21 protein-coding genes, 1 other RNA gene and 1 pseudogene are annotated in these 14,819 nt (G+C 51.0%); 13 read left to right on the top strand and 10 right to left on the bottom strand.

Annotated elements, in window-relative coordinates; translation table 11 throughout:
- Positions 1–121: 121 nt before the first annotated feature.
- Positions 122–574 (bottom strand): ferric iron uptake transcriptional regulator, encoded by a 453-nt coding sequence (gene fur / locus Q3Y66_RS01390; protein ID WP_007111850.1) that lies wholly within the window; start codon positions 572–574, stop codon positions 122–124.
- A gap of 72 nt (positions 575–646) precedes the next feature.
- On the opposite strand from fur, the gene bamE reads away from it, so the two are divergent.
- On the top strand, positions 647–1,105 hold the full coding sequence (gene bamE, locus Q3Y66_RS01385; protein WP_008958775.1) for an outer membrane protein assembly factor BamE: 459 nt from the start codon (positions 647–649) through the stop codon (positions 1,103–1,105).
- Positions 1,106–1,111: 6 nt separating this feature from the next.
- Here the strand turns inward: bamE and Q3Y66_RS01380 are convergent, their stop codons facing one another.
- Positions 1,112–1,429, bottom strand: a complete 318-nt coding sequence (locus tag Q3Y66_RS01380; RefSeq protein ID WP_008958774.1) for an RnfH family protein — start codon at positions 1,427–1,429, stop codon at positions 1,112–1,114.
- Entirely contained in the window at positions 1,419–1,853 is a 435-nt protein-coding gene (locus Q3Y66_RS01375) for a type II toxin-antitoxin system RatA family toxin (RefSeq protein ID WP_008958773.1), read from the bottom strand. Before Q3Y66_RS01375 ends, Q3Y66_RS01380 begins: the two co-directional genes overlap by 11 nt.
- Before the next feature lie 126 nt (positions 1,854–1,979).
- Between Q3Y66_RS01375 and smpB the strand changes: the two genes are divergently transcribed.
- From smpB to Q3Y66_RS01320, 12 genes and pseudogenes are all read left to right on the top strand, one after another.
- Entirely contained in the window at positions 1,980–2,471 is a 492-nt protein-coding gene (smpB, locus tag Q3Y66_RS01370; protein WP_008958772.1) for an SsrA-binding protein SmpB, read from the top strand.
- A 45-nt stretch (positions 2,472–2,516) separates the two neighbouring features.
- Positions 2,517–2,894, top strand: a transfer-messenger RNA (tmRNA) gene (gene ssrA / locus Q3Y66_RS01365).
- 442 nt (positions 2,895–3,336) lie between these two features.
- A complete protein-coding gene (locus Q3Y66_RS01360; protein WP_008958770.1) occupies positions 3,337–3,864 on the top strand; it encodes a hypothetical protein in 528 nt (175 codons plus the stop codon).
- A 48-nt stretch (positions 3,865–3,912) separates the two neighbouring features.
- Positions 3,913–4,437 carry a hypothetical protein gene (locus Q3Y66_RS01355; protein WP_008958769.1) on the top strand — a complete coding sequence of 175 codons (525 nt, stop codon included), beginning with the start codon at positions 3,913–3,915 and terminating at the stop codon, positions 4,435–4,437.
- Positions 4,438–4,487: 50 nt separating this feature from the next.
- Positions 4,488–4,574, top strand: a pseudogene (locus Q3Y66_RS20905) (DUF3596 domain-containing protein); the annotation flags it as partial.
- Between the two features lie 3 nt (positions 4,575–4,577).
- Positions 4,578–4,742 (top strand): hypothetical protein, encoded by a 165-nt coding sequence (locus tag Q3Y66_RS01350; protein WP_008958768.1) that lies wholly within the window; start codon positions 4,578–4,580, stop codon positions 4,740–4,742.
- Between the two features lie 31 nt (positions 4,743–4,773).
- Positions 4,774–5,049, top strand: a complete 276-nt coding sequence (locus tag Q3Y66_RS01345; RefSeq protein ID WP_238528560.1) for a hypothetical protein — start codon at positions 4,774–4,776, stop codon at positions 5,047–5,049.
- Between the two features lie 104 nt (positions 5,050–5,153).
- Positions 5,154–6,587 (top strand): IS4 family transposase, encoded by a 1,434-nt coding sequence (locus tag Q3Y66_RS01340; protein ID WP_368411715.1) that lies wholly within the window; start codon positions 5,154–5,156, stop codon positions 6,585–6,587.
- Between the two features lie 79 nt (positions 6,588–6,666).
- Entirely contained in the window at positions 6,667–6,879 is a 213-nt protein-coding gene (locus Q3Y66_RS01335; RefSeq protein WP_008958062.1) for a hypothetical protein, read from the top strand.
- Positions 6,876–7,232, top strand: a complete 357-nt coding sequence (gene tnpB, locus Q3Y66_RS01330) for an IS66 family insertion sequence element accessory protein TnpB (protein ID WP_008958063.1) — start codon at positions 6,876–6,878, stop codon at positions 7,230–7,232. Before Q3Y66_RS01335 ends, tnpB begins: the two co-directional genes overlap by 4 nt.
- Positions 7,233–7,277: 45 nt before the next feature.
- The gene (locus tag Q3Y66_RS01325; protein ID WP_008958064.1) at positions 7,278–8,864 is read left to right on the top strand and encodes an IS66 family transposase; all 1,587 of its coding nucleotides are present in this window, start codon (positions 7,278–7,280) and stop codon (positions 8,862–8,864) included.
- Positions 8,865–8,901: 37 nt separating this feature from the next.
- Entirely contained in the window at positions 8,902–9,438 is a 537-nt protein-coding gene (locus Q3Y66_RS01320) for a site-specific integrase (protein ID WP_008957104.1), read from the top strand.
- Positions 9,439–9,457: 19 nt separating this feature from the next.
- Here the strand turns inward: Q3Y66_RS01320 and Q3Y66_RS01315 are convergent, their stop codons facing one another.
- The 7 genes from Q3Y66_RS01315 to Q3Y66_RS01285 form a co-directional block, all read right to left on the bottom strand.
- Positions 9,458–9,886, bottom strand: coding sequence for a hypothetical protein (locus Q3Y66_RS01315; protein ID WP_139041522.1), 429 nt, complete (start codon positions 9,884–9,886; stop codon positions 9,458–9,460).
- 14 nt (positions 9,887–9,900) lie between these two features.
- Complete coding sequence (locus Q3Y66_RS01310) at positions 9,901–10,584, bottom strand: hypothetical protein (RefSeq protein WP_008957103.1); 684 nt, start codon at positions 10,582–10,584, stop codon at positions 9,901–9,903.
- Positions 10,581–11,387 (bottom strand): TIGR04255 family protein, encoded by an 807-nt coding sequence (locus tag Q3Y66_RS01305; protein ID WP_008957102.1) that lies wholly within the window; start codon positions 11,385–11,387, stop codon positions 10,581–10,583. The genes Q3Y66_RS01310 and Q3Y66_RS01305 overlap by 4 nt, the downstream gene beginning before the upstream one ends.
- Positions 11,388–11,741: 354 nt before the next feature.
- Positions 11,742–12,011, bottom strand: a complete 270-nt coding sequence (locus tag Q3Y66_RS01300; RefSeq protein ID WP_035586420.1) for a BrnA antitoxin family protein — start codon at positions 12,009–12,011, stop codon at positions 11,742–11,744.
- A complete protein-coding gene (locus tag Q3Y66_RS01295; RefSeq protein ID WP_008957100.1) occupies positions 11,989–12,264 on the bottom strand; it encodes a BrnT family toxin in 276 nt (91 codons plus the stop codon). The genes Q3Y66_RS01300 and Q3Y66_RS01295 overlap by 23 nt, the downstream gene beginning before the upstream one ends.
- An 85-nt stretch (positions 12,265–12,349) precedes the next feature.
- Positions 12,350–13,237 carry a carbon-nitrogen hydrolase family protein gene (locus tag Q3Y66_RS01290; protein ID WP_008957099.1) on the bottom strand — a complete coding sequence of 296 codons (888 nt, stop codon included), beginning with the start codon at positions 13,235–13,237 and terminating at the stop codon, positions 12,350–12,352.
- Between the two features lie 12 nt (positions 13,238–13,249).
- Complete coding sequence (locus Q3Y66_RS01285) at positions 13,250–14,626, bottom strand: APC family permease (protein ID WP_008957098.1); 1,377 nt, start codon at positions 14,624–14,626, stop codon at positions 13,250–13,252.
- Positions 14,627–14,819 lie beyond the last annotated feature (193 nt).

Genomic DNA, 14,819 nt, shown 5'->3' with positions numbered 1-14,819 from the left:
TTTATACGCGGCAAAATAAAACGCCCCTCATTACCTGACAAATTCCATTGATGGCGAATTTAAACAGGTAATGCAGGGGCGTTCATATTTTCGAGCCGCGTGCAGTGTCTATCCACGAACATTATTTCTTGTTCGTTGGCCCGCTGTCTTGGCGGGTGACATCGGAGCCACGCGGACGAACATAAAGCACTAGCGCATGATCCACTAACTCGTAGCCATGCTCTTCAGCGATCTCTTGCTGACGACGCTCAATGATTTCATCAACAAACTCAATGATCTCACCGCTTTCCAGGCACACCATATGATCATGGTGATCCTCTTGGGTCATCTCAAATACTGCGTGGCCACCGTCAAAATTATGACGAATAACCAACCCCGCCGACTCAAACTGAGTCAGTACACGGTATACAGTTGCCAAGCCAACATCTTCGCCCGCATCAATCAGTGTTTTATACACTTCTTCCGCGCTAAGGTGGTGCTGACCCGAAACATTTTCGAGAATCTGAAGTATCTTGACGCGCGGCAGGGTCACTTTCAGACCGGCTTTGCGCAATTCATGGTTCTGATCGGCCATGGTCGCTCTTCGCAGTAACAGGTTAGGTCGGGTATGATCAACCGAAACCACGATAGTGAAGAATAGGCCCAAATGCAAAAATTGACTCGAATCATCACGCTTTCCGTTGCCCTGACCGTTGTTAGTGGCTGCAGCTACGTTGGCGTGTACAAGCGCGATATCCCCCAAGGCAACCTGGTCACTCAGGAGATGGTGAGCCAACTTCAGCCCGGCATGACTCAAGAGCAAGTCACTTATGTGATGGGCAGGCCGCTGCTAGAGGCGCCCTTTGATGCCAGCCAGTGGGACTATGTGTTTCGTTTAGACAAGGCATACGGCGATGTAGAACAGCGCCGCGTTACGCTCACTTTCGACCCCCAGGGTCGCTTGGTGAATATCGATCAGGAGGGTGATCTATCTTCTGACCTGCCGTTCGAAAGCGGTGACGGTATGGGGCCTGCGACAGAGGGCACCAACCCAATGGATTCGTTAACAGACGAAAACATGCAGCTACAGGCACCGTCACGCACACAGCCCGTTTCACAGCCTTAAAGCAAGTTACCTTCCTGGTTCGCTCGCTTGGCGCTTTGCACGCTCCAAGCGAGCGACTTTTGGATCGATAGCCAGTGGCCGGTAAACTTCTACTCGATCTCCTTCACGCAACAACTGGGTGTCGGGATCGCGTAGTGCTTTGCCGAAGATCCCGAGCGGAGCCTGAGAAAATGTGTCATCAGGTAGGTCAGGGAATAGCGTCGGTAAATCAGCCAAGGCAACGGCCTGGCGTGCGGTGGTGCCCTCAGGCACCCGTAGCGCCACTATGCGCTGCTTAGACGGCAGCGCGAAGGCTACCTCAACCGCTAACGTCTCAGCGGCCATACAGCTCGTTTGCGCGCTTGGTGAAGGCGTCGACTAGCTGCCCAGCTATTTGCTGAAAAATCTTGCCGAAAGCCATGCCGAGCAGCCGATTTGCGAATTCAAACTCCATTTCTAAACTGACCTTGCAGGCGCCCTCCCCCATGGGGATAAACAGCCAGCGACCTTTTAGGCGTTTGAAGGGCCCTTTTACCAGCGACAGTTCAATACGCTCTGGTGCAAATAGGTCGTTGCGTGTGGTGATGGTTTGCTCGACGCCGGCGCGCCCAAGAGTCATTTCGCCGATTAGATGCTCATCATCATGCTCGACCAAACGCGCATGACGGCAACCTGGCAAAAATTCCGGGTAGCGTTCGAAGTCGTTGACCAAATCGAACATTTTCTGGGGGGTGTGCCGCACCAAGGCGGAACGATTGACGGTTGGCATTGACCTCTCCGCTGACTTCACAGTGCCCAAAGCGTATCATGGGAAACATTATTTCAGACCTTAAATGGTATCACGCCTCCCCAAATAACGAAGGGGATGCCACTGACAGATTAATTATGAGGTTCCATGGCCACTAAGAAAGGTAACAGTAAGGGTCCCGGTAGCAGCGTTATCGCCCAAAATAAGAAGGCACGGTTTGAATATCATATCGATGAAACCTTCGAAGCTGGGCTATCACTCGCTGGCTGGGAAGTTAAAAGCCTGCGTGCTGGCAAAGCCCAGCTCACTGACACCTATATATTAGTTCGTAATGGTGAAGCGTTTCTGCTGGGCAGCCACATCATGCCGTTAAATACGGCTAGCACCCATGAAATTGCCGACCCAACGCGCACTCGCAAACTGCTGCTGCATCGCAAAGAGATCGCCAAAATCTTTTCGATCACCCAGGACAAAGGTCACACCTGTGTGCCCCTGAAGCTTTACTGGAAACGCAATAAAGTGAAGTGCGAATTGGCACTGGTGACCGGTAAACAGCTGCACGACAAGCGCGCCACTGAAAAAGATCGAGATTGGAGCCGTCAAAAAGGTCGAATTATGCGGGAACATAATAAGGCATAACTGGTCAATCAAGTGTGAGCACGTTAGAATGCTCACTTGTAATAAGGGGGCGACATGGTTTCGACGCCGGTGACAACCCTTGCGGTGCATGCCGAGAGCGTGATGTATCTCGTAAATCCCACATCACGAAAAATAGTCGCAAATGACGAAAACTACGCTCAAGGCGCGCTAGCAGCTTAAACTGTTAGCTTCTTGTCTGGCCCCAAGGTGATGTGCCTATTCATCACTGAGGGGATACGAGCTAAAGCTGATAGGACCGCGTTTGGTGGTGTCTTCTCGCCAAGCGTTAAACTTTAGAAGGCTCGCGTGGCTGAATCCTGATCGTCGGAGTCAGTCGTGTTAAATCAAATGACGAAATCTAAGCATGTAGAGCCAATAGGCGCGTGCTGGCGGACGCGGGTTCAATTCCCGCCGCCTCCACCAGACACCCCTACAAATTAAGCACCTACGGGTGCTTTTTTTGTGTCTATGGTCTGAAAAAGCGCTGGTTTAGACATAATTAAAACTCCGTACCTGGGTCGGACTGTCGCTCCGACAAGCATCCTTGCCTTTTGGCTTGCAACGCTCATCTCCACTTTTGTGCGCCCAACCTGCGCTGCTGGACTAGGTGAATGATGGTAAGCAAGCGGTTGCATATCATTTGCAGGCAACACCACACGCTTTCTGCCTCCTGCGCGCGATCCCCCCGCCCTGGCCCCACTCATCCCATGCAAAACAGCCTTCATCTCCATACTTTGTCTTAACGGCATTCCCTATCTTCACCAAAACTTCACGGTCATCGGCATAAATGTGAGTCAACGCAAAGCGCAATTCATCTATGGTAAATTAGTTAAACATCCTGCGCTCCCATGTAGAGAGGGTTCACGTGATAAGCAGAGAATTGCAGCTTAAGATGCTTAACGCCTTGAAAAAGGGACTCCTTCAAGAAACGAATTTTTATTTGTCGCAAATAAGCAATACCTCAACTCTTGATGTTGCAAGATTCAACATTCGATATCTTACAGAGCATGGCCTTGTCCAAAATGGGAATGCTGAGAACACGCTCAATACCTGGGTTACTGAAAGCGCAGGACCCAACATCCCACCAAGCGACATCCTGGTAAGCGGTAGGCTCACTGCGAAAGGTATAGACTTCCTGGAAGACGACGGCGGCCTTTCCGCCATTCTCGGCACCGTTACAGTCAAGCTTCACGCCGACACCATACGCGACCTCATTGATAGCAAAATCGTCGAGAGCGAAGCCATCCCAGCACAGGAAAAACCCGCTCTACGAGAAGCGCTCAAAGGGATGAAAGAAGAAGGCCTGAAGCAATTGACTACTCGCCTGATCAGCTACGGCCTTGACCAAGGAGCTATCACCGCGCAGCAACTTGGGCAATGGCTTCATAGTTAATCCTGCATAGGAAATTGCTACTTCACTAAATCGACCGGAAGAAAGCTTATGAAGCTTCTTAACAGACAAGAGCAAAAAGAGTTGCTGTGGCATCTTGCAGAGCAATATCCCAACTCGGCGACAGGCCTGTTCGATGTTCAGAATATAGAAAGCCCTACAAGCGTTAACCTGCACTATCTAGATGGACACGGCTTGGTAAAGCTGGGCAGGCCACGTCAAGAAGCAGCGGAAAGTGGTAGAAATATTAAAATGCGTGCATTGGGTGTAGGTCTTGATCTTGATGGAAGCGCAAAAATCACAGAAAAAGGACTCGATTTTCTCCAAGCTGATGGCGGACTGACAGCAATTCTCAGGGTCGTTACCATCAAGCTTCATAATGAAACGCTTTCGGAATTGGAAGGTAAAATCCTTGCCAGCAAAACCCTACCTCAAAAAGAGAAATCTCGACTGCTGGACAGGCTTCGCGGTCTGACTGATGAAGGTGCCAAAACCCTTGTTAATGAGATGGTCAAAGCAGGGCTTAGCAGAGGTTCAGAAGTGTGGGAAACCGCCTTGCGCTTTCTGAGTAATTAACCGTCCCCACGATGCCTCCAAATGACTGAGCAGCAACCGCACATCGACTTATTTATATACACGTCCGTTGCCACAAACGGCTCAAGCTCAAGCCCACCCCCGCTAACTTAAAAAAAGCGGCGCAGCATCGCGCCGCTATCATGTCAGCGATCGACGCCGGTACTTTCGATTATCAAGTGACCTTCCCGCGCAGCAAGAACGCCAGAAAGTTTCTCCGTAAGGATCGGCTGGATAACAACCTGCGCAATTGGCTTAAAGCCAACCATAAAAGCCAGCACCTACAAGGATTACCGAAAAACGATTGAAGGCCAGTTGATACCCCAATTTGACCATCTGATGCTTCAAGAAATCAAACGTGGCCACGTGCGTGATTGTGCGGCCGCTCTCACCTGCAGCAACAAGCGCATTTCTAACATCATCAGCCCGCTACGCGCCGCGCTGGATGATGCCATGCACGATGAGCTAATCACTCACAACCCATTGGCAGGCTGGCACTACCGAAAGATTGAGCCACCCAAAGAAGTCGATGACATTGACCCGTTCACGGCTGAAGAGCAAGCCGCGATCCTGGCAGCGCTGCCAAACGATGGTGCGCCCCTAATTCAATTGTAAGCGCGCCATAAAACTTGCAATTACCCACAAGTCATCAGCTACATAAGCATACCGTTGATAAAGTAAAGCCCGATGTGTTTTTTTGGCTTCTCAGTTCGTTCGATATGATAAGAGGTATCAATATGGGACAACACTGGGTGAACGAGGAAATGACTGGCTGCGACTTGGGGGACGCGCGACTGAATCAAAGGTTGGCTGTCATGCTGGAAGCACTCGGTGATCGGCCAGACAAATCACTACCCACCGCATTCCAGGACTGGGCCAATACCAAGGCCGCCTATCGCTTCTTCGCGAATGAGAATGTCAGCGAGGACAAGATTTTGGAGGGACATTTTGCCGCCTCTGCTTTGCGCATCCAAGCCACCGATGGCCCCATATTGATCCTGCAGGATACAACCGAATTTTCCTTCAAGCGCTCGTCACCTGAGAAGATTGGTTTCATCAATGAATCAACCGGGCGCAAGATGAAAGAAGGACGGCACCTTAAACATACCGTCTGCGGGCTTTTAATGCACGCTAGTCTGGCTATCACAACGGAAGGGCTGCCCTTGGGCCTGACAGCTGCCAAATTCTGGACGCGGAATAAATTCAAAGGCACAGAAGCTCTCAAGCGCAAAGTTAATCCGACCCGCGTACCCATCGAGCAGAAAGAAAGCATGCGTTGGCTCGACAACCTGCAGCGTTCTACTGAGCTTGCAGGTTCACCTGAACGGTGCGTGCATATCGGTGATCGCGAGAGTGACATTTTTGAACTCTTTTGTCTGGCTCAAGATCTTGGCACTTACTTTTTGATCCGCAGTTGCGTTGATCGTCTCGCCGAGGAGGGAGGCACTACGATTTCTCAAGTGATGGCCGAGACTCAGGTCAGTGGAACACACGATATTCACTTTCGTGACAAGCGAGGCAATCAACAGCAGGCGACCCTATCGGTCAAGCATGCAAAGATGACAGTTTGTCCACCGATTGGAAAACAGAAAAAATACCCAAAACAGAAGCTTGGTATTATTTTTGCAGAAGAGAAAAACCCGCCCGAAGGGCGTTCCCCTATAATCTGGAAGTTGGCCACTAACCTTCCCGTTGCCACTCACGCCGACGCAGTGCAAAAGCTTATTTGGTATTCACGGCGTTGGAATATCGAGACATTCTTCAAGACGCTGAAAACGGGTTGCCGCATTGAGGATATACGTCTCGCTACCGCAGATCGACTTGCCAACTGCATTGCGCTCTGCTGTGTCGTGTCCTGGCGAATATCATGGTTGACTATACTGCGGCGCCAATCCTCAACGACCTCTCCTGCAGCTGTTTTTACTGATATTGAAAGAGCTCTTCTCGACCGATCAATGCCGTCAAACAGACAAGGCACACGACGCGATACAGCTTTTTATATGACCGCTGTCGCTCGCCTGGGTGGTTATCTGGATCGCTCAAGTGATCCTCTCCCAGGATCCACCGTTCTATGGCGAGGCTTCATCCGCTTAGCAGATCTCGTTGCTGGATTCCAAGCTGCCAATCCAGATGCATCATCGACTTGTGGGTAATTGCAAGGCCATAAAACCCATCTACCCACATTAACGTTGGCTGATCACACTGATGGTCTCTTTAATTTTGGAGATCATCATGAGCCGCGAACTCAATTCCACTCAAGCATTTTGGCTAGGCCATCTGTATTATGCTGCCGCGTTACAGATGCCGTTAAGTGCGTATGCCAATGCACAAACCGTGACGTTAGCCGACCTGATGGCATGGGAAAATCGGTTAATCGTGCAGGGGTTTCCCGTGCCACCGCGTTGTCGTCCCGCGCGGTTTGTCGCCGTGGAGGTCGTCGCATGATACGCCCAAGCACTGATCTGAGGGTGTACCTGTGCCGAGAACCCGTCGATATGCGCAAGCAAATTGATGGATTAGCACTGCTGGTTCAGGAAGCCATGGCCTTGAACCCGTTTGATCAAGCGCTGTTCGTGTTCGGTAATCGCCAGCGCGATAAAGTGAAGCTACTGTTCTGGGAACGTAACGGCTTTGTGGTGTGGTACAAGCGCTTGGAGCGTGAGCGGTTTAAATGGCCAACGCACCTGAAGGACGACACAGTGACGCTAACGGGTCAAGAACTTAACTGGTTGCTGGATGGCTATAACCTGAAGGCTATGCAGCCTCACAAAGCGTTGGATTTTCAGCGGGTTGGATAGCCGTAGCGCTCCTATGTTAGCGACGTTTTTGGTACACTGAGCGGTATGAAAAACGCCGCTTCTTCTTCACCTACGGTTACCCAGCTTGAGCGCAAGCTGGCCGCTGCTGACGCTGAAAATGCGCGGCTGTTGGCGTTGATGGAGAAAAAGGAAGCGCAGTGGGAAGCCACCAAACAGTCGCTGTTTGAACAGTTCCGGCTTGCCCTGGAGCGTCAGTTCGGCCCCTCCACCGAGAAGTACCGTGTCGACCAGCGGGACCTGCTGATCAATGAAGCGGAAGTGGTGGTTGACGAGGAAGACGCATCGGAGAGCACCACCACCGCTGATGACGCGACGATCGACACCGCTACGCCTGCTAAGCGTCGCACGCGCGGCGGGCGTGTTGCGCTACCGCCAGAACTCCCGCGCGTCGAGGTCATCCATGAACTGCCCGACGATGCGCGCCACTGCCACGATGACGGCACCGCGCTGAAGGTGATCGGTGAAGAGGTTAGCGAGGAGTTGCATGTGGTGCCCGCCCGGATCGAGGTGATCCGTCATGTGCGACACCAATATGCCTGCCCGACGTGCGAAGAGGGCGTTAAGATCGCCTCGGCACCTGCCAAGCTGTTGCCCAAGAGCAATGCCAGCGCCACGCTGCTCGCCTATATCGCGACGGCTAAATACCAGGACGCGCTACCGCTTTATCGGCAAAGCCAGATCTTTGCCCGCCATGGCGCCGAGATCCCCCGCAATACCCTGGCACGCTGGATGGTGCAGGCGGGAGAACGGATCATCCCGCTGATCGACGCGTTGCGCCAACACCTCTTAAACGCCCCGCTGATCCACATGGATGAGACGACGCTCCAGGTGAATCAAGAAGCGGATCGTGCCGCCCGTGCGACGTCGTATATGTGGGTGCAGCGCGGTGGCCCGCCGGGCCAGCAGGTGGTCTTGTTCGACTACGCGGCCAGCCGCGCCGGACGGGTGCCCGTTGATCTGCTAGGCGACTATGCGGGGCGCTTAATCACCGATGGCTATGAAGGCTACGCCGAGGTCGTGCGTCGCAATGGGCTCACCCATGCGGGCTGCTGGGCACATGCCCGGCGTAAGTTCGTTGAGGCCCAGAAAGTGCAGCCCAAAAACAAAACCGGCAAAGCGGACTGGGCGCTGAACCAGATCCGGAAGCTGTACGGCGTGGAAAAACAGGCGAAGGCACGTGAGCCCGATGCGCGTTACGCGCTGCGTGACCAGAAGAGCCGTCCGTTAATCGACCAACTGCGCACCTGGCTCGACAAGTCACTGGCCCAGGTATTGCCCAAAAGTGCACTGGGTAAAGCCTTACACTACCTGGATAACCAGTGGCCCCGGCTGACCCGGTTCCTGGACGATGGCCTGATCCCGTTGGACAACAATCCGGCGGAGAACGCCATCCGTCCGTTCGTCATCGGCCGTAAAAACTGGCTGTTCAGCCATACGCCGAGCGGCGCTCATGCCAGCGCGGCGATCTACAGCCTGATCGAAACCGCCAAAGCCAATGGTCTCTCGCCTTACGATTACTTGCAGTATGTCTTCGCGACACTGCCCACCCTCAACGATGATGAGCTCCACACGCTGCTGCCCTGGCAGTGGAAAGAGACATTACCGGTCTAAGCGAAATCTGCCTAGATGTGGTTAGTGGCTCGCTTACATTCAATTCGCGCTGTGGTCAGGTCTACGCTCGTCCGAACTGGTGGGCCTAGAGTGGGGAGATATAGATTGGCGGCAAAACCGCTGCAGGATCACCCGGGCAATCACCCAGGCGTCAAAGGGAGAAGCGGAAACCACGAAGACCACCGCGGGCACGCGCACGATCGACCTACTACCCAGGGCGCTGGAAGCCCTCAAAGCACAAAAAGCCATGAGCTACCTGCACCCCAGCGGCCGCGTGTTCATTAACCCGCGCACCGGTGAACCATGGACAGGCGAACAGGCTATACGCAAAACGCTGTGGACCCACGCACTGAAACGCTCGGGCGTCCGGTACCGCCGCCCCTACCAAACCCGCCACACCTACGCGAGCATGATGGTCAGCGCAGGCGAGCCGCTGGCTTTGGTGTCAAAGCAGATGGGGCATACCAGCGTGGTGACAACTGCGAGGATTTATGCGGGGTGGTTACCTACGAATAATAGTCAGGTGGGAATGTTGGCTGACTTGTATTTTACGTCTAAAGAGCAGGTTTTTTGAATAGGAAAGTCTTATCCAGCTAACTATGAACACGAAGCTTACGGCATAAATTTTTAGCTACTCCATTTGGAACATCTTTTCTAAAGGATGCTTTAGAACTGTTACCAAACGCGATTATCTCTGCATGCGAACAATTCGCGGGAGTAGGATCTTCTGTTACTTCTAGAAAAACCACCTCCGGATCAATGACCGAGCTTTTAACTTCTTCTACATCAATACATCCATACGCATTTATTGGACGATCAGGCTTACTTAACTCAGCTTTCAATATCTCAAGTATATCATCAACTTTCAAAACAGCCTTTCTACTAGCAGAAGTATTGTTTTTTTTGAAAGCACTTTTACTTACTATGCCTGTTTCCGGATCATAAGAAGGTGGATACAAAGCTAACAGAAGAATTTCTGATTGATTTAACAATGGTCGACGCAAAATATCTTGCAAAATCATACACAGCACATCCATTACATATATCTTGATATATGGCTAATTAAGTCCATATCTACTGAGTCAAAAATAAGATCTTCATCATCAACATCTGTATAAACATTCACTGAATCCGGACGAAAGAAAATCTCAATCAGATTATTTTCTTTATCAGTTGGCCAACTAAATGAGACATGGCCTTTATGATCCATAAACACACTTGCTTTAGACCCAACTTGAGATAGATCTAACAACTTTAAAAGCTGCAAACTTTTGTAAAGAGAGCTATAAGATATAGACTCTGCATCCCCTCCATCCCAACCAAATGAGCAGCTAATTAACATGACCAACCTTTCAGAACAGTGCTTACCAAATCGCCTCATATAAATTGATGATGCTTCATCTACAGCGACATCGAGTACGTTATAGCGCTTGGCTTTTTTCAGACCGAAAAAATTAACTGTTTCATCATATGCAGTAAAATTATTTTTTGTTACATGCTTGGCAAGACTGCCACTTACAGCATAAGAGACATCTGATAAAGAAATTTTAAATAGCGAAAAGTCAGACACTAATTCCTGAGCATCTAAACAGGGCTTCAGAAAAGGAATTCCACCTTGTGCATTAAAAAATTCAAACGCATCTGGCATAGATGCTAAATCATTAGCATTAAATGACAATGAGTCTAATACTGCTTCATTTGTAGCTAAAGCTAGACTCATGACTCTCCCTCACTCAGTCCCATTTCTTCGTGCAGAATTTTTGTCATACTAACAAAAATCTTATGTACACTCTCCCGACCACGAGAAAATGCATCCATTATCTCTTCAACATCACCACTGTAAGTGATATTAAAGACTACAGCCATATCAAGAATAAATGCCTTTGTAGAATTAACCATACCTTCAGCAAGCCTTAGTTTGAGCTTACCAAACTCCAAAGGGATTACTATATCGAGCAGTGGAAGTTCTACTGAACCAGCTGACTCTTTTATAAAAACATCTGGGACATTAAGAGATACGTTTAGAGCCTCAGATAGAAAATCTTTATGGCTTTTCCCTTTAGTTAGCTCCTCATCAAAGGCATTAACATACCTTAATTTTAGCTTATACTCTTCCGGACTCCCTCCTGGCAATGATAGCGACAAAAAATCTTCAAGCCCGCTTTTCACTAATGGAGAAAATTCATCCCACGTCGTATAAGGCGGCACAACATTTACCGTAAAAACTCCATACCCCATTTGGTATATAGCTTTTGATTCAACATCCTTACCTTTGCGAAAGTTAGAATGCTTTGCTCTAAAAACAACCTGTTCGGGCGGGCAGAGGAAATTCACAGGTACAAGTCTCTCTGAACGCGTGTACCCTCTTTCGCCAACTTTGTCTAAAAAGTCATTGAAAGTCTCCTCAAAAGCCTGCTGGTATACGGATTCAGTGAGATCATGATCTTGGCCCATATCGGGCTGATCCCAAGTTATTTCCGCTATAATTTCCCTTAACGGAGGGTTCGAGAAACGCTCTTTCATAATTTTCTCATTATCAATTCAAACCGTATTCAAAAAACCAACTATAACAATAACTTAAAATAATAATAAACTATCATTATCTCATACTGGCATAGATTGACAAAAAAAACCAATTGAGAAAAGCTACTGAAGGCACTATGAGCGGAAGGTTAATCATGACTGGGTCAGCAAATAGTCATTTTTGGTTGCAACTTATTGATTTATAAAATGCCAACGCGGGTTCAATTCCCGCCGCCTCCACCAGATCCCCCTACAAATAAAGCACCTATGGGTGCTTTATTTGTGCCTGTGGGCTGAAAAAGGGCTGTTTAGGCATTGCTATGTCAACATTTGAGTTAGCAATTTCTTCGCGCCCTAAGAGCGACCATGCTCTTGGATATATGCTTTTAGTGCTTGGTCGATGCGACGCTGCCAACCATCACCTTGAGCCTTAAAATGCTCAATCACTTCCGGTGATAGACGAATGGAGGTCTTAACTTTAGTGGGCATCTGCTGGCGTCCGCGCTGCCCAATAGTGCGCTGCAGATTAGCAGGCAATACCCCAGACATAGGCCTCATTTGCTCAACGTCTCGATCTGTGAGCTCTCTTACTTCACCGTCTTTATTCGTGAGCCGCGTTTTCATAGCGCCTTACCTCTCGTGCGTTGGCTTTTCTAAGACTGATAACCCGGATGCCGCCTTCAATGGGTGTAAAGCACACCACATGCACCCTCTCTCCAATTTTCCCCAAACCTATAAAGCGCTGCTCTGGATAGTCAGCGCGCTTATCCTCATGGAATAGCGCTCCTTCCCAGTCAAAACGCTCTACCGCCGTAAACGGTAGACTGCGCTCCTCTTCGTTCTTAGCGCTTTTGTTTGCGTCAAAGTCGATTATCATGCCTTTAATTGTATGGACAAAAAGAGATAAACACTAGTTCCTTCAGTGAATAACCAACCGAGCGGCCCTAGCTCACAAAGATCTGTTAACGCCTTTCCTTCCACTTACGTGGATCAATGCGCCCTTCATACATAGGCAACTCCAGCACCGGGTCACCGTCTCGGAACTGTGACCACATGCGGTTCAATCCCGCCGTGCCAAACTTACGCACCCGCTCGACCTCCTCCAGGTTGAGTACATCGGTGAGCATGCCCGAAGTCGCGCCAGGCATCCTCGCGCGGATGCGGCCTTCGGGGTCGACGATCAGGCTCTGCCCCTCCCCCGAAGGCGCGGCCGAGTTGGCGCTCACCATATACACTTGGTTGAAAATCGCATTGGCCTGCACAAGGATTTGCTCCTGGGCGCGGTCGCAGGTGGTGGTGGCCACTTGGTTGATGATCACCTCCGCACCCAGCCATGCTAGCTGACGTACCATCTCGGGAAACCAGATGTCGTAGCAGATGGCTAGACCGACCCGGCCTATACCCGGCACCTCGAATACTTCAAAGCGATCTCCTGGCTGATACGGCTCATAAGGCCGCCAGGGGAAACACTTGCGGTAGGCAGCCACTCGCTCACCTTCGGGCGAATACACCGGCGCAGTATTGTATAGATGCCCATCCTCTCCCCGTTCACATACCGTGCCGGGCAGCAGCCATACCCCCAGGTTGCGGGCGATACGTGATAAGTGCTGGTGACGAGGGCCATCGATCGGCTCAGCAGCAGCTTCCAGTTGTTCCCTGCGCTGCTCTGGCGTACCCGCGGCAGCACATAGATGAAGCTCCGGATAAACCACCATCCTTGGCTGTTCAAAATCAGCACCGAAATCGCTCAGGTGTACCGCCAGCTCGGCCTCGAAGTCCAGCAGTTCGGAGTCAATGCCGTGTGGCCACGAGGCTTCCTGCACCACAAGGACAGGCAAATTTCTGGACATGGTAGATCTCCGTTAATGGGTCGCTTTTACTGAGGCGGTTGCTGACTCGGGCTCTGAGTCATCAAAGGCCACTTCCGGCGGCTCGCGACGGAAGAATCGGGTGAGGTAGGCCAACTGGGCGAAACCGATGGACAGCCAGATCATCCCAAGAATGAAGGCGTTGATATCCAGTTTACTCATCAGCCAAAGGTTAACCAGAGCACCGATAAGCGGCACCACCATCCCTCTAATTACACCATACTGGCGCTTTGCGTCGGCGTCTTTGCTCACCAGAAAGATCACTGACAGGTTCACCATCGTGAAGGCGATGAAGGCACCGAAGTTGATAAACGAGGCAGCAGATAGCACATCGAGGAACAAGGCGATAACGCCTATAGCACCCGTTAACACGATGTTGAACACCGGCGTATGGAAACGCGAGTGCAGCGCACCGAACAGCTTGGGCGGCAGTACCGCGTCTCGCCCCATGGCAAACAGCAGCCGAGAGGCGCTCGCTTGAGCGGCCAGGCCAGAGGTGAATTGGGCGAGCACCATACCGGCCAGAAAGATAGCTCCGAAGAGATCCGCACCGATGGTGGTGGCAATTTCGAAGGCAGCGGAATCGGCGTTTACGAAGCTGCCACCTGGGTGAACCAGTTGGGTGGTGTAACCTACCAGCACGTAGATACCGCCGCCGATCAGTGCGGTGAGCATGATGGCTTTGGGAATATTACGTTTTGGGTCGATGGTTTCTTCGGTCAGTGTGGTAACGGCATCAAAGCCAAGAAAAGAGTAAGCGGCCACCGCTGCGCCCGCAGCAATCGCGGTGAAACCGGCCTCTTCACCCAAAAACGGCCCCAGGCTAAAAAGCGCATCAGTGCCACCGGTCGCAAATACGTGACGAATTGAAAGCAGTACGAAGAAGGCGATCACCAGTATTTGGAAGACCATCAGCAACGAGTTCACTTTGGACGCGAGCTTGATGCCGTAGATATTCAAGAAAGTGGTGATGCCAATGAAGCCCAGCAGGAATATCCAGCTCGGCACTTCGGGAAAGCGCGCGTTCAAATAAGCCGCGCCGATCAGCCAAATCACCATCGGCAGGAAGAAATAATCCAGCAGCACGCTCCATCCCACCATAAAGCCAACGCGCGAATCGATAGCTCTGCGTGCGTATGTGTAGGCAGACCCGGCTACCGGATAAGTGCGCGCCATAATGCCGTAGCTGTAGGCCGTGAATAGCATGGCAACGGTGGTGATGAGATAAGCAGTGGGCACGGCGCCATTGCTCGTGCTGGCAATTACCCCGAAGGTGCCCAGCACGATCAATGGCGTCATATAGGCTAGGCCAAACAACACCACGGCTTTTAGGGATAGCGTTCTTTCCAGTTTGATATTGTTATCCGTCATGATCCATCTCCAGGAAACGTTGGAACCGACAGCGGGCAATCGCTGAGTCGGCACAAAACGAAGAGGTGGTTGATCAAGCCAGCCGCCAAGGCTAGACCAGCTTGCTACCGTTAAGGATCGGCTAATAACCCTCAGTTGCTGGCGTTACAGCTGTCCAGCTAGACTGAGATGCTTAGTCGCCAACCCTTTAGAA

Origin of the sequence: Halomonas sp. HAL1 (genome assembly GCF_030544485.1) — a bacterium.
GTDB classification, from domain to species: Bacteria; Pseudomonadota; Gammaproteobacteria; order Pseudomonadales; family Halomonadaceae; genus Vreelandella; species Vreelandella arctica.
Note: the sequence above shows the minus strand (reverse complement) of the source record. Positions and strands in the feature narration are given on the sequence as shown.

Coding starts and splice junctions, on each gene's coding strand:
- fur (WP_007111850.1), bottom strand. CDS start 574: ATGGCCGATCAGAACCATGAATTGCGCAAAGCCGGTCTGAAAGTGACC.
- bamE (WP_008958775.1), top strand. CDS start 647: ATGCAAAAATTGACTCGAATCATCACGCTTTCCGTTGCCCTGACCGTT.
- Q3Y66_RS01380 (WP_008958774.1), bottom strand. CDS start 1,429: ATGGCCGCTGAGACGTTAGCGGTTGAGGTAGCCTTCGCGCTGCCGTCT.
- Q3Y66_RS01375 (WP_008958773.1), bottom strand. CDS start 1,853: ATGCCAACCGTCAATCGTTCCGCCTTGGTGCGGCACACCCCCCAGAAA.
- smpB (WP_008958772.1), top strand. CDS start 1,980: ATGGCCACTAAGAAAGGTAACAGTAAGGGTCCCGGTAGCAGCGTTATC.
- Q3Y66_RS01355 (WP_008958769.1), top strand. CDS start 3,913: ATGAAGCTTCTTAACAGACAAGAGCAAAAAGAGTTGCTGTGGCATCTT.
- Q3Y66_RS01350 (WP_008958768.1), top strand. CDS start 4,578: ATGTCAGCGATCGACGCCGGTACTTTCGATTATCAAGTGACCTTCCCG.
- Q3Y66_RS01345 (WP_238528560.1), top strand. CDS start 4,774: ATGCTTCAAGAAATCAAACGTGGCCACGTGCGTGATTGTGCGGCCGCT.
- Q3Y66_RS01340 (WP_368411715.1), top strand. CDS start 5,154: ATGATAAGAGGTATCAATATGGGACAACACTGGGTGAACGAGGAAATG.
- Q3Y66_RS01335 (WP_008958062.1), top strand. CDS start 6,667: ATGAGCCGCGAACTCAATTCCACTCAAGCATTTTGGCTAGGCCATCTG.
- tnpB (WP_008958063.1), top strand. CDS start 6,876: ATGATACGCCCAAGCACTGATCTGAGGGTGTACCTGTGCCGAGAACCC.
- Q3Y66_RS01325 (WP_008958064.1), top strand. CDS start 7,278: ATGAAAAACGCCGCTTCTTCTTCACCTACGGTTACCCAGCTTGAGCGC.
- Q3Y66_RS01315 (WP_139041522.1), bottom strand. CDS start 9,886: ATGATTTTGCAAGATATTTTGCGTCGACCATTGTTAAATCAATCAGAA.
- Q3Y66_RS01310 (WP_008957103.1), bottom strand. CDS start 10,584: ATGAGTCTAGCTTTAGCTACAAATGAAGCAGTATTAGACTCATTGTCA.
- Q3Y66_RS01305 (WP_008957102.1), bottom strand. CDS start 11,387: ATGAAAGAGCGTTTCTCGAACCCTCCGTTAAGGGAAATTATAGCGGAA.
- Q3Y66_RS01300 (WP_035586420.1), bottom strand. CDS start 12,011: ATGAAAACGCGGCTCACGAATAAAGACGGTGAAGTAAGAGAGCTCACA.
- Q3Y66_RS01295 (WP_008957100.1), bottom strand. CDS start 12,264: ATGATAATCGACTTTGACGCAAACAAAAGCGCTAAGAACGAAGAGGAG.
- Q3Y66_RS01290 (WP_008957099.1), bottom strand. CDS start 13,237: ATGTCCAGAAATTTGCCTGTCCTTGTGGTGCAGGAAGCCTCGTGGCCA.
- Q3Y66_RS01285 (WP_008957098.1), bottom strand. CDS start 14,626: ATGACGGATAACAATATCAAACTGGAAAGAACGCTATCCCTAAAAGCC.